The sequence below is a fragment of the Paenibacillus sp. PAMC21692 genome, assembly GCF_014303795.1.
GTDB lineage: Bacteria > Bacillota > Bacilli > Paenibacillales > Paenibacillaceae > Pristimantibacillus > Pristimantibacillus agaridevorans.
Window position 1 is genome coordinate 7,799,188 of sequence record NZ_CP060293.1, and the last position, 15,565, is coordinate 7,814,752.

Here is a 15,565-nt window from a genome sequence, read left to right on the forward strand (position 1 = left end):
ATGGAGGAGAGTTGCATGCCATACTACCATTTCAAAAAAGTCTGGACGCCCCTTAGCATGATAGGTGTTCATTTTTATCAAGATGAACAAGGGGATTATTGGGTAAAATATTGGAATTCGAAAAGACGTCGTTTAAAGGGATAAACGGGAGGCAGCCTATGCCATACATCGACTATAAAATAAGGCCAACAGCCGCTCTTCGAGCGAACTGCCGGCCTTTTCTTGTATCCCGTTACAGATAGAGAAGCTTGGCGATCACTTTAGCCGCTTCGGCGCGCGACAAGGCGTTTTGCGGATTAAACTTGCCGTTCCCGCTGCCTTGAATGATTCCTAACTTCTCGACCAGCGCAATCGCCTCGATGGCCCAAGCCCCGGCATCCTCCATATCGCTAAAGCTTGCCGTCTGACCGTTTTCCTCGCTTGTGCCGTTCATGAACTCATAAGCCCGACCCATGATAACCGCCATTTCCTGGCGCGTAATCTTGCCATGCGGATTAAATTGCTGCGCGCTTTTACCATTGATAATTCCCGCTTCGGCTGCAGCGTTGACTGCATCTGCGTACCAAGCCTCGGCTTCCACGTCATTAAACGTCCCCTCTCCGCTTGCGGGAAGCTCCAACGCTCTGGCGATGATCGCCGTAAATTCCGCGCGGGTAATCGTTGCGGCGGGCGCGAACCTCTCGGCATCTACGCCGTTAACCAGATTAGCCGCAGATAACAGTTGCACGTAATCGTACGACCAATGATCGCGATTTAAGTCCGCGTAGTTCGTTACAATCTCGATAGCAATGTAAGAATGCCCAGTCAGCAGCTCGGGACGATCCGCGGACAAAACAACATTCGCTTGAACCAACGTCAGTTTGCCGTCGCTGCCGATTTCGTACAAATTCGTGTAAGAAGTCATATCGTCCGGCTTAATGCCGAGAGAATAAGATACGCTGGCCGCCTGGTCGCCTGCCATTGCCTTAACCGTAAAGGCTTTGCTTGCGGCTTTTGCCGTCTTTTTCGACGTTTGAATTTGATTCTCGTAAGCCTGTTGCTCGGCTTGGGTTGCATATTCAACCACGATTTCAACCGTCTTCGCTTTGCCATTATCCAGCAGCAGTCTGTTCAGCTCTTGTCCGCTCAAAACCAAATTCGGCTGATTAGGCACGGCGATTACGACCTCTCCATCCCCTAATTGCTCAAACAGAGCAGCCAATCCGGTTGGAATTTGAATCGTGCCGCCTTCGCCGCTTAGATCAATCACCAGTCGCCCGGCCTCGATGGCTTCCGTAACTTCCTTGTCGGACAGCACCTTATCCGCGTTCGGAGTTGGCTCCGTAGGTACACCGCCGCCTGTGCCAGGCAAAGAAGGCACTTCGGTCTTCGGCTTCGTGACGGAGAACTCGTCGATCAGATCGCCTTCGCTCGTGCGCGCTTCGACGCGGATCTCGTCCTGCGTAACTTTGATTGCGGAATAGACGGGAACATCTTCGTCGAATATTTCTTCCAGGTAATCAAACTTTGAGCCATCATAGAATTTCCAGCCAGAGGCGCCGCCGTCCAGATAGACCGTTCCCTCATTCGTTTGTTTATTCGGCTTTCCTTCTTGCATCGGGTAAGTTCGCGAATACACATGATCGTGGCCGACCAGCACCAAGTCTACGCCCATTTTCTCCAGGATCGGCGCAAAATAGGTCTGCGTGTACTCCACGAGCGTGTCGCGGCCCGCTTCCGTATGGTAAGCAGGGCGATGGAACATCGCGATCGTCCATTTCTTGTCGTTTTGCTCCAAGTCTTTTTGCAGCCAAGCGGCTTGATCAATCATTTGCTCCTTCGTGCCTTCCGAATTCAACACGACAAAATGCGTATCGTCGATATCGTAGGCATAGGCGTATTGCATTTGCGATTCCGGTCCGTTCATAGGGAAATTCGCGCCTTTGGTGAACACGTCCTTGCCCTCGCTCTTGACGTCGTGGTTCCCAAGCGTAAGCGCGGATGGATACGTAGTCGCATAGATCGAAGAAGCTCTCCAGAACTGTTTCCACTCATCGAAAGCGCCGCCGGCATCCACTATGTCTCCTCCATGCATAATGAATTGCGTGGAAGGATATTGCGTAAAGGCATTCGACATTAGCTCTTGGTAGATTTCCAAGCCATCATCTTCTTTCGTATGCGAATCCGTCACGAACAAGAAAGAAAACGGCGTAGCTTTGTCTTGATCCATTGTGCTATACGAGTACCATGTCGACCAAGCATCCTCATACCCGATCCGATATTTATAAGTCGTATTCGGCTTCAAATTCTCGACCAGAACATTGTGGAAGCGAATTTCTCCCTTGCTGCCCTTCTCTTTCAAGCTGAGTACTTGAAGCTCGCTCTCGGATTTTTGCTCTTTGACGAGGGAAGCTTCCGGCTCTTCGCCCTCTCCCCATTGACTTGCTTCGATATATTGAATAAACGTATCCCGAGTTGCCGAATTGGTCTGCCATGCCGCGCTTAGTTGCGTCGACAAGTCTTCCGCGACATACGTCTGAAGGTATTCGGGAGTATCCGAGCCGTATTGTTCGACGACATCATATTTGACAACCTTGCTGTTCTCCGTGCCGTTGACCGCTTGCACTTGATAGCTGCCACGCGCCAACGTCGCGAGATCCGTCGTCAATTGCCCCTGGGCATTCGTCCGGCCCAGGCTGCCACTGAGCGATTGGCTGCTCACGTCGGATGCGGCAATGTAACCCGATGTCGTACCGTCCGGCAAAATCACCTCGAACCAACCGTCGTCAGGCTCAGCCGATGCGTAATACCGTTGGCCTGCCGTCGCTTCACCCCATTTGTCAGAGGAAGTGTCATCGTCCTTGTATACGTTAGTCGTTGCGGCGGTGATCGTTATGACGGAGCTTTGCTTTAATAGCCCCATAAAGAAAATATCCGCGCCTTCGAACGGTCGGTTATTGCGATCCGTAACCGTAAAAGTAGTCGTCGTATCGATTCCGACTCCAGTCAGCTCCAGGTGATACGGGAATGCGATCGTGTAGCGAATGGGCGTTGCAAGCGGATTGCCTGTCGGCGTGCCGCCAGACGCAAGCTCGGAGCTGCTCATCGTGATGGACTTGTAAGCCTCGCCTCGCTCCAGTACGGCCGCGGAATTCACTTTGAAGTTCACCGTCACGATTTCGTCGGCCGTTGCCGGGGATATACCGTCCAGGTTCACTTGCACGATCCCCTTGTCGTCATCGACCGTCGAAGTGGCCGCAACGCCGTTGACTTCCGCCAGATCTTCGAATCGAAGGGTGTTCGGATCATAGGCCAATTCGAATCCAGCCGAATCCGCATTCGCGTAGTCATTCATGCCCACCTTAACGGCATAGATCTCATTACTCACCGCCTCTTCAGGCGCCGTCATGGAGAGGCGTTCTCCCGCTTCGATCGTGAAGGCATACGATTTCTCCGCCGGATTGCCGTTATTGTCTCTCACTTGAATATCCAGTACATGATATCCCCCGTCCACCGACTCGCCTGGATAGGACAGTATGCCCGTATCTGGAGAATATTGCACCTCGGCCGTAATATCCATGCCATCCAAAAGGACGGACAATGAACTCATGTCCAGACCGGAATCCAAGTCGGCAATCCCCACTTGCAATGCCGCCAGCGGGGCTGTTAAAACTTCATCCTCAAGCGGCGCTATTGCCGTAAGGACGGGGACATCGTTATCCTCGTCCGTTTCTCCATAGATAAAGCGAATATCGTCGACCCAGATGGAGCCTTTATTTTTTTTGCTCATATCGGATTGCTTCAGTTGGAAAAAGAGTTCGAGAATGATCGGGCCTTGTTTCCCTTGCGGAATATCGGCCTCGATATATTTCCAGCCCGTCCAGTTGATTCCGTCGTTATCCACATCGTAGAATTCGGCCTGGAAGGAAGATCCTCTGCCTTCAAGCTCTCTGAATTTTGTCGTCAGCAGATGTCCTTCGTTGTGGCCGTACACCCACATGCCCACTTTGGTCGGGTATCCCGAGATGGGTTGATGGCCGCTTTGATAGCCAACCTCGATCTGGGAGGGATTGTCCACGATATCGATCATGTCGTAGTCGATTCTAGCGGAGTGCTCTCCGTTCCTTACATACTTGGGATTAGACTCCAGATGGAGCGTGGCCTCGTGCATCCGTTTCGGATTGAACTTGATATCGGCAATTACATTCTCGTCCTCGAAGTCTTCTACCATCACGATTGAATCGCTTCCGTCGGCCGCATGGACAGAGACCCTGCCCCCCAATGCCGCGAGCAATTCCACTCCTAGAAGCGTTATGACCAACGAGAATATGACTTTCTTGCGCCATTCCTTTGCTAACATGTTCATGTTATGATCCTCTCTCTCCTCGCAATATCTGTATATCTCCAAGGAGTCTAACAATCATTTGTTAAGAGAAATCAATCTAGTTGTAAAGGAATTTTATTGTTTTGCGAAACCCATAATGACTCCTGGCGAATATCGAAAGCTGAAAAGCAACGGTTAATTGTCCCAATACAAAAAAACGGGGCTGCCCTTAATGGCAGCCCCTTGCAGGCGTTATCGCAGCTCGTTCTTTCAGCATCCTGAAATTTAGCTCGGAATTTCCGTATAAATTTGAAAGGTTACGCCGAATTTATCCGTCACATCGCCGAAGCCGGGGCTGAAAACCTCCTCGCTGAAAGGCATGTTTACTTGACCGCCTTGACGCAACGCTTCAAAGATTCGTCTGGAATGCTCCACGTCGTTCGTCGTGATGCAGATCGTGACTCTTTTGCCCGCTTCAATTGCCGAACCGCCGGGAGAATCCGAGAACATAAGCTCGGATTCGCCAACTCGCAGTTTGGCATGTGCCACAAGGTCCTTGAGATTTTCGGAGAATGTATCCGGCATGTCCGGCATATCTCCATAGGTCAGGATGGAAAGTACTTCCGCTCCGATTGTTTGTTCATAAAACGCGATGGCTTCCTTGGCATTGCCTTCCAAAGTAATGTACGGGGTAAGTTTTACGGTCATCGATTATTCCTCCTTGGGTTTGTTTGATCATCTATTTCTGCCTTCATAGTTATAGACGATTCAACCGGGAAGAATTCATCGGTGCTTTACAACGGAAAAAACAACGGAAGCACGGCCACCATTACGATGCCCATAATGACCTGCAGCGGCAATCCAACCTTGAGATAATGAGAGAAACGATAACGTCCAGCCGACATGACAAGCGCATTGGGCGGCGTGGAGAAGGGCGAAGCGAAACACATGCTGGCCCCGATCGATACCGCGAACAGAAACGGATACGGATTGGCGTCAAGCTGAAGAGCCGCCGAGAGGGCTATAGGCGCGAACAGGACGGCACATGCCGTATTGCTGATGAACAATGTAAGAAGCGAAGTCGTAAAGTAGACGCCCGCAAGCAAGACCATGGGGCCGTAGCCGCCTAACGCGCCTACCATTCCTTCGGACAGCAGCGCCGCGGCGCCCGTCTTTTCGATCGCGATCGACATTGGAATCATGCCGCCGATCAGCACGACGCTCTCCCAATTGATCGTTTTGTACCCTTCCTCCATGCTTCTCACGCAACCGAACACAATCATCAGGACAGCCGCGATCATGATTGACGCCACTGCGGGAATGAAATCCGATACCAGCAGCACGACCATCAGGAGCATGATGCCCGCGGCGATTGGCGCTTTATTGTCCATCGTCACTTTGCGGGATTCCTCAATCGGCTGCCCTACAACGACGACATCCGATTCGTTCGCGAGCCTCGCGATATCCTTCCACGTCCCCTGCACGAGCAAGGCATCGCCGAAGCGCATCTTCTCTTCCTTCAAATTATGGAGAAGATATTGGTCTTGTCGTTGGATCCCGAGTATATTCAAGCGATACTTCTCCCGGAAGCCGGATTGTTTGACGAGCCTGTTAATAAGCCCGGACGTTGGCGTCAGCATGACTTCGGCGATGCCAACATCCTCCGTCGCAAACAGTTCCGTGCCCGATGCCCGTTTGTTCTCCGCGACTTGATGATCCAGCATCGTCAGGTCGAACTCCCGCGCAAACGCCTCGACACGCTCGAAGGCGCCGTACACGTACATAATATCCTCTTCTTGAATGATCGTATTCGATCCGGCGACTTCCTGGTTAATCGTTTTGAAAAATTGGTTTTTGGCCGATATCTTCCGCCTGATCTCGATCACGTTTAACGTGTACCGCGCGGAGATGTCCAGCTCCTGCAGCGTCTTGAAGCGAACCGGGGAATGGTCCGTCACTTGCACGCGGTACAGATTTTGCGTAAGCTGGTACTTCTTCGCCAGCTCCTTCAGCGAACGCCCCGTCCGCCGGTCGCCTTCATCCTTGTCGTTCTGCGGCAAGAACCTGCGCAGGAACAGCATGGAGACGATGCCTACGGCTATGCAGACGAGACCGATCGGCGTATAGGTGAAGAAGGATATCCCGTTATAGCCGCTCGCGGACAATACCTCCTGAATAACCATGTTGGGCGGGGTTCCGATCAACGTGAGCATGCCCCCCATGCTGCTGGCAAAAGCAAGCGGCATGAGCAGCCTGCCCGGATTCGTCTTCGCGCTCATCGCCAGGCTTACAACAATGGGCATCATGACGGCAATCGTCCCCGTATTGCTCACGAACGCTCCAATGACAGCCGTGACGACCATAATCATGACGAGCATCCGAGTCTCGTTCGTCCCCGCCAGCTTCAGCATCTTCCTGCTGACCATGTTCGCGAGCCCCGTTTGGAAGATACCGCCGCCTACAATGAATAACCCGATCATCATGATGACGACCGAATTGGCGAAGCCGGACAACGCCTCGGCTGGCGTGAGAATGTCAAACAGCATTAAAACGATTAGCGCTCCGATGGCAACCAAATCGGAACGCACTTTCCCGGAGATGAACAAAACAGACGCAACGGCTAGTACGGATAAAGTGAGAATCATAGGACCGTTCACGTAAAAGCTCCCTTCTAACGGTGATACCAGAATATGCCTGTCCTATTAGCATACTAAAAGAGGGAGCATTAATCACCCCCCTAAGCCGGCAGGCTATAATACTCGCATAATCCCGCTTTTATTCTCTGTTGGAAAGCGACGGCGTTGGATGATTGGGATTGGGATAAGAACAAATCAATAATAGGAACAAAAAAGGGGCGCCCTCTGGACGCCCTTCCCGTACGTTTATTTCAGCATTTGATAGACTTGCTCTACATCCTTATCCCCGCGGCCGGACAAATTAATGATAATAATTTGATCCTGGTCCATTGTCGGAGCCAGCTTCTTCGCGTAAGCAATCGCATGAGCGCTCTCCAGGGCGGGAATGATTCCTTCCGTGCGGGATAATTCCTGGAATGCCTCCAGCACTTCCTCATTGGTGACCGTTGCGTATTCTGCCCGGCCCGTCACCTTGAGGTGGCTATGCTCCGGCCCAATGCCCGGATAGTCGAGTCCCGCGGCAATGGAGTAGGTTTTTTGCGGCTCGCCGTTCTCGTCCAGCAGCACCAGACACTTGAAGCCGTGAATAATACTCGGTACACCTTGGGTTAAGGACGGTGCTTGATCCGGTTCAACGCCGATTAAACGAACGGTCGGCTCGTCGATGTAGTGCGCGAATGCGCCAATCGCGTTGCTGCCTCCGCCCACGCAAGCCACTACTGCATCCGGCAATCGCCCCTCTTTCTCCACAATCTGCCGCTTCGATTCTTCGCTAACAACGGCCTGAAAGTGCTTGACCATCGTCGGGAACGGATGCGGACCAACCGCGGAGCCCAGCAGATAAAACGTGTTCTTGTAATTGCGGACCAGATCGCCGAGCGCTTCGTCTACGGCATCCTTCAATCGTCCTTGTCCTTTGTCGACCGGTACGACGGTTGCGCCGAGCAACTCCATGCGGAACACGTTAAGCGCCTGCCTACGCGTATCCTCGGCTCCCATGTAGATGACGCATTCCATGTTAAACATCGCGCAGGCCGTTGCCGTGGCAACGCCGTGCTGCCCCGCGCCGGTCTCCGCGATAATCCGCTTGGCGCCCATACGTTTGGCAAGCAGAATCTGGCCGATCGCGTTGTTGATTTTGTGCGCTCCGGTGTGGTTGAGATCCTCGCGCTTCAAATAAATCTTCGGTCCGCCCCAAGCCTTGGATAACCGCTCCGCATACGTCAGCGGATTCTCGCGGCCAACGTATTCGCTCAGGTAATAGCGCAGCTCCTCCTTAAATTCCGGATCGTCTTTAAGCTTGTAGAATTGGTCGCTCAGGTAACCCAAGACCTCCTGTAATTCCGGCGGGACGAAACTGCCCCCAAACTCTCCAAAGTATCCCTCTCGCTGCAATTGTTGGTCCATAGGTAAGCGCCTCCATTATTCGAAATAGAATTGGCTGTTCACTCCTTACATTTTACCATAAATTACTGAAGTCAACCTTTTGAGATTTAGCTTTTCAATCATAGGAAAAACTGTTAGGATAGTGGCTGTCTATATCGTCAGTCGCGGTTCGTAACCATCCCGCGTTACCAAAACTAAGGAGGCCTTTTTATCATGTTCAATTTGTTGTGGGGCGTGCTTTTTATGCTCGTCCACTTTGGCCTTTTCCTGTTGTGCTATCGCATGTTCGGCAAGAAAGGACTATACGCCTGGATTGGCTTTGCCACCGTGATCGCCAATATCCAGGTCGCCAAAACGATAGAGATGTCCATCGGCACGTTCGGCATCGTCATGACGCTGGGCAATACGATTTACACGTCCATCTATATGTCGACGGATCTGCTTAATGAAAAGTACGGCCGGCAATCGGCCAAGCAAGCCGTATGGTTCGGCTTCTTTACGCTCATTGCGTCCACGATTCTGATGCAGATGACGCTCGGCTTCGTGCCGCAAGCCGATGACTTCGCGCACGAGCCGATGAAGGCGCTCTTTGGCTTCTTGCCGCAGGTCGCGGCCGGCAGCATGTGCGCCTACTTTATCAGCCAGTTTCTGGACGTCCGGGTCTTTAGTTACCTAAAGACGAAGTTCCCGGTGCGCAATCAGTTTTGGATCCGGATCAACGGCAGCTCGCTTGTGAGCCAATTCGTCGATTCCCTCGTGTTTTGCACGATCGCTTTTTACAAGGTGCATGCCTTCGACATTTGGATCCAAATCTTTCTGACGACGTATCTGCTGAAGCTGCTCATTTCGTTCCTGGCCACGCCGGTGCTCTATTGGGCAAGAAATATGAAAGTCCGCGAGGAATAAGCCTCGCGGACCTTGGAAGTGCGCAATTTTAATAGAGGCTGCCCTATTTATCGATACGGGATGAAAGGCCAGCATAGCTAACGGAATTGAGACGCGTTATTCAACGGCAAATGGCGCTTTTGGAGCACTAGCGGAACTGAGCGACTCTATTGCTTGCGATTTGATAGGATTAGCTATAAAAACAGGCGATTAGCAGCGCTCAGTTCCATTAGCATTTAAAAAAAGCTGAAATTCTCGAAATAAGGTCCCGCATTTCCGTTACCGGTCAGCCATTCTTTTCAATTGTAAACCACATGTCAGTACGCTGGCCCGTTTCAACGACCCTTGTCTTTTTGAGCACGATCTGCATGCCTTCAAGATGCTCAAAAAGCCGCTGCCCCTCGCCAAGCAAAATAGGCATAATGCCAATTTGCAATTCATCCACAAGACCGGCCTTTAGCAATTGTTGACCGACGCTCGGGCCGCCCACAACCGTGACATCTTTTTCCCCTGCGGCTTGTTTGGCTTGCTGAATCGCAGCTTCGACATCATCTAAGAACGTAAAGCTTATACGGCCGTTTTCTTTTGGTTTTTTCTCCGGCGCTTGCTCAGTAATAACAAAAATGGGTACTTGAAACTCATAAGCATCGGCGTAGCCATCAGGATCACTAGCCATTCCAAAGGTTCTGCGCCCCATAACTGCAGCCCCGGTTGTGTCAATCCACTCCTGCATCAGGTCGGTCTGGCCAAGCTCAATCATATCAGGATAGAGCAGGGCGACACTGCCATTCGCGTCATTAATGAATCCATCAAGCGACATCGTCATACCAAAGACTACTTTTGTCATTTTCAACTCCTCCTCGAATTATATTACTTTCATTGTTTTGTATAAATATACTATAACCCCCAATTTTCATGTGAGGCAAATTTCCTTTTAACTCTCCTATATCTTTCATAATTCTTTCATAGCAATTTGATATGTTTAGAAATAAGTTCTCGAAACTAGTCAGATATTTATTGGAAAGAAAGGTGGCAACCCATGAATCAGAAAGTTTTAGGCAAATCAATGTTAGTGATACTGGCTGTATTGCTAGTATGGTCCGGCAACACGCTGTACCCTGTGCCTATGGCGCAGGCTGCGGAAAGCGATTACGAATTCCTGTTGACTGTCGATGGCACCGCCGTCCGGATCTCGAATTATTTGGGAGACGAAGCAATAGTTGATATTCCCGCTCAATTTAACGGGCTGAACGTAGTTGAAATTAGTACCGGAGCATTCCGGGGAAAACAGCTAACTGCGGTGAACATTCCAAACACAGTAAAGAACATCGGTGAAGAGGCTTTTGCCGGGAATAGTCTCACAGAGCTCATCATCCCGAACTCGGTAACGGAGATTGGGCGAAAGGCGTTCGAGAATAATCTATTGGCCTCCGTGGAGCTCCCGGACAGCCTAACAACGATCCGACAGTCAGCGTTCCAATACAATCTGCTGAGCTCCCTGGTCATTCCGAACTCCGTAACGGAGATCGAGTGGAGCGTTTTTTCCGACAATATATTGGAAACTGTTGAAATATCTGACAGAATAACAACGATTAATCCCTTAACATTTGCCAACAATAGGCTAACAACGTTGAACATCCCGAGCTCGGTATCGACAATAGGAGTAGAATCATTCAAAAATAATCTGCTGCCCTCGCTGATTATTCCGGATACTGTAACGGCAATCAACCCTGGTGCATTCAGTGAGAATAAACTGACTTATGTGAAAATCCCCGATAGTATAACAACAATTAGCGGGGGGGTTTTTAGAAACAATCTTCTAACAACAGTGAACATACCGGACTCGATAACGGAGATTGGCGAGATAGCATTCATGGACAACCAACTCACCTCGCTAACCATCCCGAGCTCGGTAACGCAAATTGGCGGAAGGGCGTTTATGTCCAATCAACTAACGGAGTTGACGCTTCCTTCCAGTGTAATATCGGTTGGTAGGGCTGCCTTTGGAGATAATGAAATTGTTCACTTGTTGGCTCTCAATCCAAATACAACTTTTGGGAACTATCTATTTGATCTCGTCTCGCCAGCAGGACAGGTTATTTCTGAAAACCCCCTTGAAGTGACCTTCTATAGCGAAGATCCCTCTAATGCGAAGACATATGCCGCGAACAACGGATACCTTTTTCAAGATCTCAATGCGGAGCTGAAAAATTTGGAATTGGATATACCGGGACTGCACTTCAATCCGATTGAGCGGAACTTCAACCTGGCAACGAACGCTGACTCTGTCACGGTGACAGCGACCAGCGCTGTTCCATTTTCGGAAGTAAAGATCAATCAGACCGTTGTTCCTTATGGATCAAGCACCGCGCCAATCGATCTTGTTGAGGGATCCAAGACGATTACTATTGACGTGGAAGCCCCTAATGCATTAACAGAGCAATATCAAATCGAGCTGGAGGTGGATCACACCACTCCTGTCATCGATTTGACACCGATCCCAACAAGTCCAACAAACGGCGATGTAACGGTAATGGTTGATGTGGAGGAAGAAGGCAGCGGAGTCAACAGCTTGAAATGGGCGCAAGGAATGCAAACGACGGGTTATTTTGCAAGCGGGGGCACAGCCTTTACCGAAGAATTTGCCGTAAGCGAGAATGGTGACTACACCGTATATGCGAGTGACCATGCAGGAAACGAAGCGGTAGAGACGATCACGATTGCGAATATTGATCGTCAAGCTCCTGTAATCGGTTTGACGCCGAACCCAACAAGTCCAACAAACGGCGATGTAACAGTAACTGTTGATGTTGCAGATGCTGGCGGCGAGATCAGCAGCTTGAAATGGGCGCAAGGAACGCAAACGACGGGCTATTTTGCAAGCGGGGGCACAGCCTTTACCGATGAGTTTACCGTAAGCGAGAACGGTGACTATACGGTGTATGCGCGTGACCGGACAGGAAACGAATCAGTAGAGACGATCACGATTGCGAACATTGATCGTCTACGCCCTGTTATCGGTTTGACGCCGAACCCAACGAGTCCAACAAACGGCGATGTAACAGTAACTGTTGATGCTGCAGATGCTGGCAGTGGGATCGACAGCTTGAAATGGGCGCAAGGAACGCAAACGGCGGGTTATTTTGCAAGCGGGGGCACACCCCTTACCGATGAGTTTACCGTAAGCGAGAACGGTGCCTATACCGTGTATGCGAGTGACCGTGCAGGAAACGAAACGGTACAATCGATCACGATTGCAAACATTGATCGTCTAGCCCCTGTTATCGAATTGACACCGATGCCAACAAGTCCAACGTACGGCAATGTAACGGTAACCGTTGCTGTTGTGGAAACAGGCAGCGGGATCGACAGCTTGATGTGGGCACAAGGAACGCAAACGGCGGGTTATTTTGCAAGCGGGGGCACAGCCTTTACGGGTGGGTTTACCGTAAGCGAGAACGGTGTCTATACCGTGTATGCGCGTGACCATGCAGGCAACGAAGCGGTACAATCGATCACGATTGAGAACATTGATCGTCTAGCCCCTGAAATCGGTTTGACACCGAGTCCAACGAGTCCAACAAACGGAGATGTAACAGTATCCGTTGCTGTTACAGAGGCTGGCAGCGGGACCGATAGCTTGAAATGGGCGGAAGGAACGCAAACGGCAGAATACTTTGCAAATGAAGGCGAAGCCCTTCTTACCGATGAGTTTACCGTAAGCGAGAACGGTGACTACACCGTGTATGCGAGTGACCGTGCAGGAAACGAAGCGGTACAATCGATCACGATTGCAAACATTGATCGTCTAGCCCCTGTTATCGAATTGACACCGATGCCAACAGGTCCAACGTACGGCAATGTAACGGTAACCGTTGATGTTGGGGAAGCAGGCAGCGGAATCAACAGCTTGAAATGGGCGGAAGGAACGCAAACGGCAGAATACTTTGCAAGTGAAGGCGTAACCTTTACCGACGAGTTTACCGTAAGCAAGAACGGTGACTACACCGTGTATGCCCGTGACCATGCAGGAAACGAAGCGGTACAATCGATCACGATTGCGAATATTTTAGTCGTTCCCCCTACTCAGCCTTGGGAAGGACCGAAGACGGAAGTGAAGCTCAAAGATGGAGTAATTGTGATTAAGGTTGCTCCCAGGGACATCGTAAACATCAAGCAAGATGATGGTGAAGTCGTAGATGTGGTTAAATTACCCGATGTCGTGCTGGAACAGATTCCGAAGTTATTGGAAAAAGTGGATAAACCGATCGTCCGCATCGAAATTAACGAACGCAAATCGCCGGTACAGCTTCCCTTGCCTGCCAAGATATTAAAAGAGGCACAAGCCGTTCGTCCGGACGTCGTGTTTGAAACTCGGCTGGACAGCTCCAGCTTCCAACTGGAAGTAAATGTGCTGGATCTGGATGGGTTGGCTGCAAAGTTAGGTACAGACATAAATGATTTGCACGTAAATATTTTGATCAAAGTCGTGACGGGTTCTCGATTGGAGGGTTTAGTGCAAGCAGCCGAGAAAGAGGGAATGCAGTTGCTTAGCGAGCCGATTGAATTCCAACTCGTCGTGACCGGAGGCGGGCAGACGCTGGAACTAAATGATTTCGGCGGCGCGTATATGATCAAGTCGATTATTCTGGACACTAGCCTGGCACAAAAAAATTATACGGCTGTTTTATATGATCCTGCGGATCAATCGTTTACTTTCGTCCCGGCAGTCTCCTCTTTGTTGCTCGATGGACGTTCGGAGAAAGTGATGCGGATGCCGCACAATAGTATTTATGCCATTATGGAAGCAGATCAGGTTCGGTTTGCCGATATGACTTCGCACTGGGCGAGGCTTGGAGTTGAGCATTTGGCGTCCAAGCGAGTTGTAACCGGTATGTCAAAGACATCCTATGCTCCTGACCGTGCCGTTACTCGAGCAGAGTTTACGGCATTGCTGGTACGGGCGCTCGGTTTGCGCGTCCAATCGGTTGCTGATGGGAATCTATTCGCGGATGTTCAGTCAAGTGATTGGTATGCGTCCGCAGTAGAAGCAGGGGCAAGAAGCGGACTCGTGAGAGGAATCGGCGAGTCGAGCTTTGCGCCGAACGAGCAAGTAACGAGGGAACAAATCGCGGTGATGCTGGCAAATGCATATAGAATTGCGACAGAGGCGACAGTAAGCGCCGGATCAACGGCAGACGTATTAAGCAGGTTTGAAGATGCGGCAAAAGTTTCGTCGTGGGCCCAGGATGCGATGGCTGAATCCGTAGCAAGCGGTTTTATTCAAGGCAAGACCGCAAACCAACTAGCGCCGACAGAAACGGCGACGCGCGCACAAGCAGCGGTTATGTTGGAGCGATTTATGAAAGAGATTGGATTTTTGGAATAGACTACACTATAAAAAATTCGCCACATGGGGTTGTAACAACTCCATGTGGTGTTCGTTTTCAAGGACCGAAAGCTTATACTTTCTTATGTGAAAAAAAATCTTGCGTACCCTTTTTCAAAGCTAGGTTTCCTGGGATTTCCCTGAATATTTTCGATCATATCATACAAACCATAGATTCTATCGTACATTTGGCTTCTTTCATATAGTTTTGTATCTTCTGAACCATACTCCTCAAATACCGCGCGCCTGAATTCCATAGGATAATAAGCCATATACATAAAATCCAATGCGGGGTCTTCTCTTCCCGTTTCGCTAAAATCTATAATTCCAATCCGACCGCTGCTCTCATCCCACAGAATATTATCAAAGTGGAAATCCCCATGTACAATACATCCCTGAACCGATGCCGAAGTTTCATCATATTTTTTTAGAAAGTCCTTCACCTGCTCCATCTCTGATTGTGACAGCTTAGACTGCAGCAACTTAACTCCTTCAACCATATCATTCCGAACATCTTCCGCAAAACCGGTCTGTAAAACCGGCTTTTGTTCTGATGTCATATGAAGTTGCTTCAAAAAACTTCCTACTAGTCGACCTATTTGTTGCGCGCTTTCCAAATGTTTTTTTTCCACATATTGAGGTGTAATTCGCGAACCGGGCACATATTTTTCCACTACAAAAGTTTGGTTTGGAGAACAATACAGACATTCAGGCAAAACCGCCTCTGTCCGCCTTGCTAAACTCCGAAGCAGTTCTTGTCGTACGTTATAGCGTTCGATCTGCAATCCTTTGCGATAGAAAGCAATTACTGTATTTTTATCCAAAATCAAAACATCTTTTTCGCATCCCGTGGTGATGAACTCAACTTCCTGAAAGGACAGTTCCCCCATCTCCGCTCTCACATGTTCCAACCTTTGCTCCATTAATTGCTTCTTCCAATGATCCAAATCCATCAGCTCCCCGTGC

General features: G+C 50.1%; 8 protein-coding genes. 2 read left to right on the forward strand and 6 right to left on the reverse strand.

The features are described from left to right. Positions 1 to 232: 232 nt before the first annotated feature. From H7F31_RS31125 to trpB, 4 genes are all read right to left on the reverse strand, one after another. The gene (locus H7F31_RS31125) at positions 233 to 4,345 is read right to left on the reverse strand and encodes an S-layer homology domain-containing protein (protein WP_187101992.1); all 4,113 of its coding nucleotides are present in this window, start codon (positions 4,343 to 4,345) and stop codon (positions 233 to 235) included. A gap of 243 nt (positions 4,346 to 4,588) precedes the next feature. Further along, a complete protein-coding gene (locus tag H7F31_RS31130) occupies positions 4,589 to 5,011 on the reverse strand; it encodes a VOC family protein (RefSeq protein ID WP_187101993.1) in 423 nt (140 codons plus the stop codon). Between the two features lie 86 nt (positions 5,012 to 5,097). Continuing rightward, on the reverse strand, positions 5,098 to 6,960 hold the full coding sequence (locus H7F31_RS31135) for an SLC13 family permease (RefSeq protein ID WP_222622730.1): 1,863 nt from the start codon (positions 6,958 to 6,960) through the stop codon (positions 5,098 to 5,100). A gap of 225 nt (positions 6,961 to 7,185) precedes the next feature. Then, positions 7,186 to 8,346, reverse strand: coding sequence for a tryptophan synthase subunit beta (gene trpB / locus H7F31_RS31140; protein WP_187101994.1), 1,161 nt, complete (start codon positions 8,344 to 8,346; stop codon positions 7,186 to 7,188). Positions 8,347 to 8,538: 192 nt separating this feature from the next. Here trpB and H7F31_RS31145 point away from each other — a divergent pair, with 192 nt between their 5' ends. Continuing rightward, positions 8,539 to 9,231: a queuosine precursor transporter gene (locus H7F31_RS31145; protein ID WP_187101995.1), complete on the forward strand. Its 693-nt coding sequence runs from the start codon at positions 8,539 to 8,541 to the stop codon at positions 9,229 to 9,231. A gap of 265 nt (positions 9,232 to 9,496) precedes the next feature. Here the strand turns inward: H7F31_RS31145 and H7F31_RS31150 are convergent, their stop codons facing one another. Beyond that, on the reverse strand, positions 9,497 to 10,057 hold the full coding sequence (locus H7F31_RS31150; RefSeq protein ID WP_187101996.1) for a dihydrofolate reductase family protein: 561 nt from the start codon (positions 10,055 to 10,057) through the stop codon (positions 9,497 to 9,499). Positions 10,058 to 10,249: 192 nt separating this feature from the next. Here H7F31_RS31150 and H7F31_RS31155 point away from each other — a divergent pair, with 192 nt between their 5' ends. Next, positions 10,250 to 14,599 (forward strand): leucine-rich repeat protein, encoded by a 4,350-nt coding sequence (locus tag H7F31_RS31155; protein WP_187101997.1) that lies wholly within the window; start codon positions 10,250 to 10,252, stop codon positions 14,597 to 14,599. 83 nt (positions 14,600 to 14,682) lie between these two features. Here the strand turns inward: H7F31_RS31155 and H7F31_RS31160 are convergent, their stop codons facing one another. Beyond that, positions 14,683 to 15,546 carry a phosphotransferase family protein gene (locus H7F31_RS31160; protein WP_187101998.1) on the reverse strand — a complete coding sequence of 288 codons (864 nt, stop codon included), beginning with the start codon at positions 15,544 to 15,546 and terminating at the stop codon, positions 14,683 to 14,685. Positions 15,547 to 15,565 lie beyond the last annotated feature (19 nt).

Coding starts and splice junctions, on each gene's coding strand:
- H7F31_RS31125 (WP_187101992.1), bottom strand. CDS start 4,345: ATGAACATGTTAGCAAAGGAATGGCGCAAGAAAGTCATATTCTCGTTG.
- H7F31_RS31130 (WP_187101993.1), bottom strand. CDS start 5,011: ATGACCGTAAAACTTACCCCGTACATTACTTTGGAAGGCAATGCCAAG.
- trpB (WP_187101994.1), bottom strand. CDS start 8,346: ATGGACCAACAATTGCAGCGAGAGGGATACTTTGGAGAGTTTGGGGGC.
- H7F31_RS31145 (WP_187101995.1), top strand. CDS start 8,539: ATGTTCAATTTGTTGTGGGGCGTGCTTTTTATGCTCGTCCACTTTGGC.
- H7F31_RS31150 (WP_187101996.1), bottom strand. CDS start 10,057: ATGACAAAAGTAGTCTTTGGTATGACGATGTCGCTTGATGGATTCATT.
- H7F31_RS31155 (WP_187101997.1), top strand. CDS start 10,250: ATGAATCAGAAAGTTTTAGGCAAATCAATGTTAGTGATACTGGCTGTA.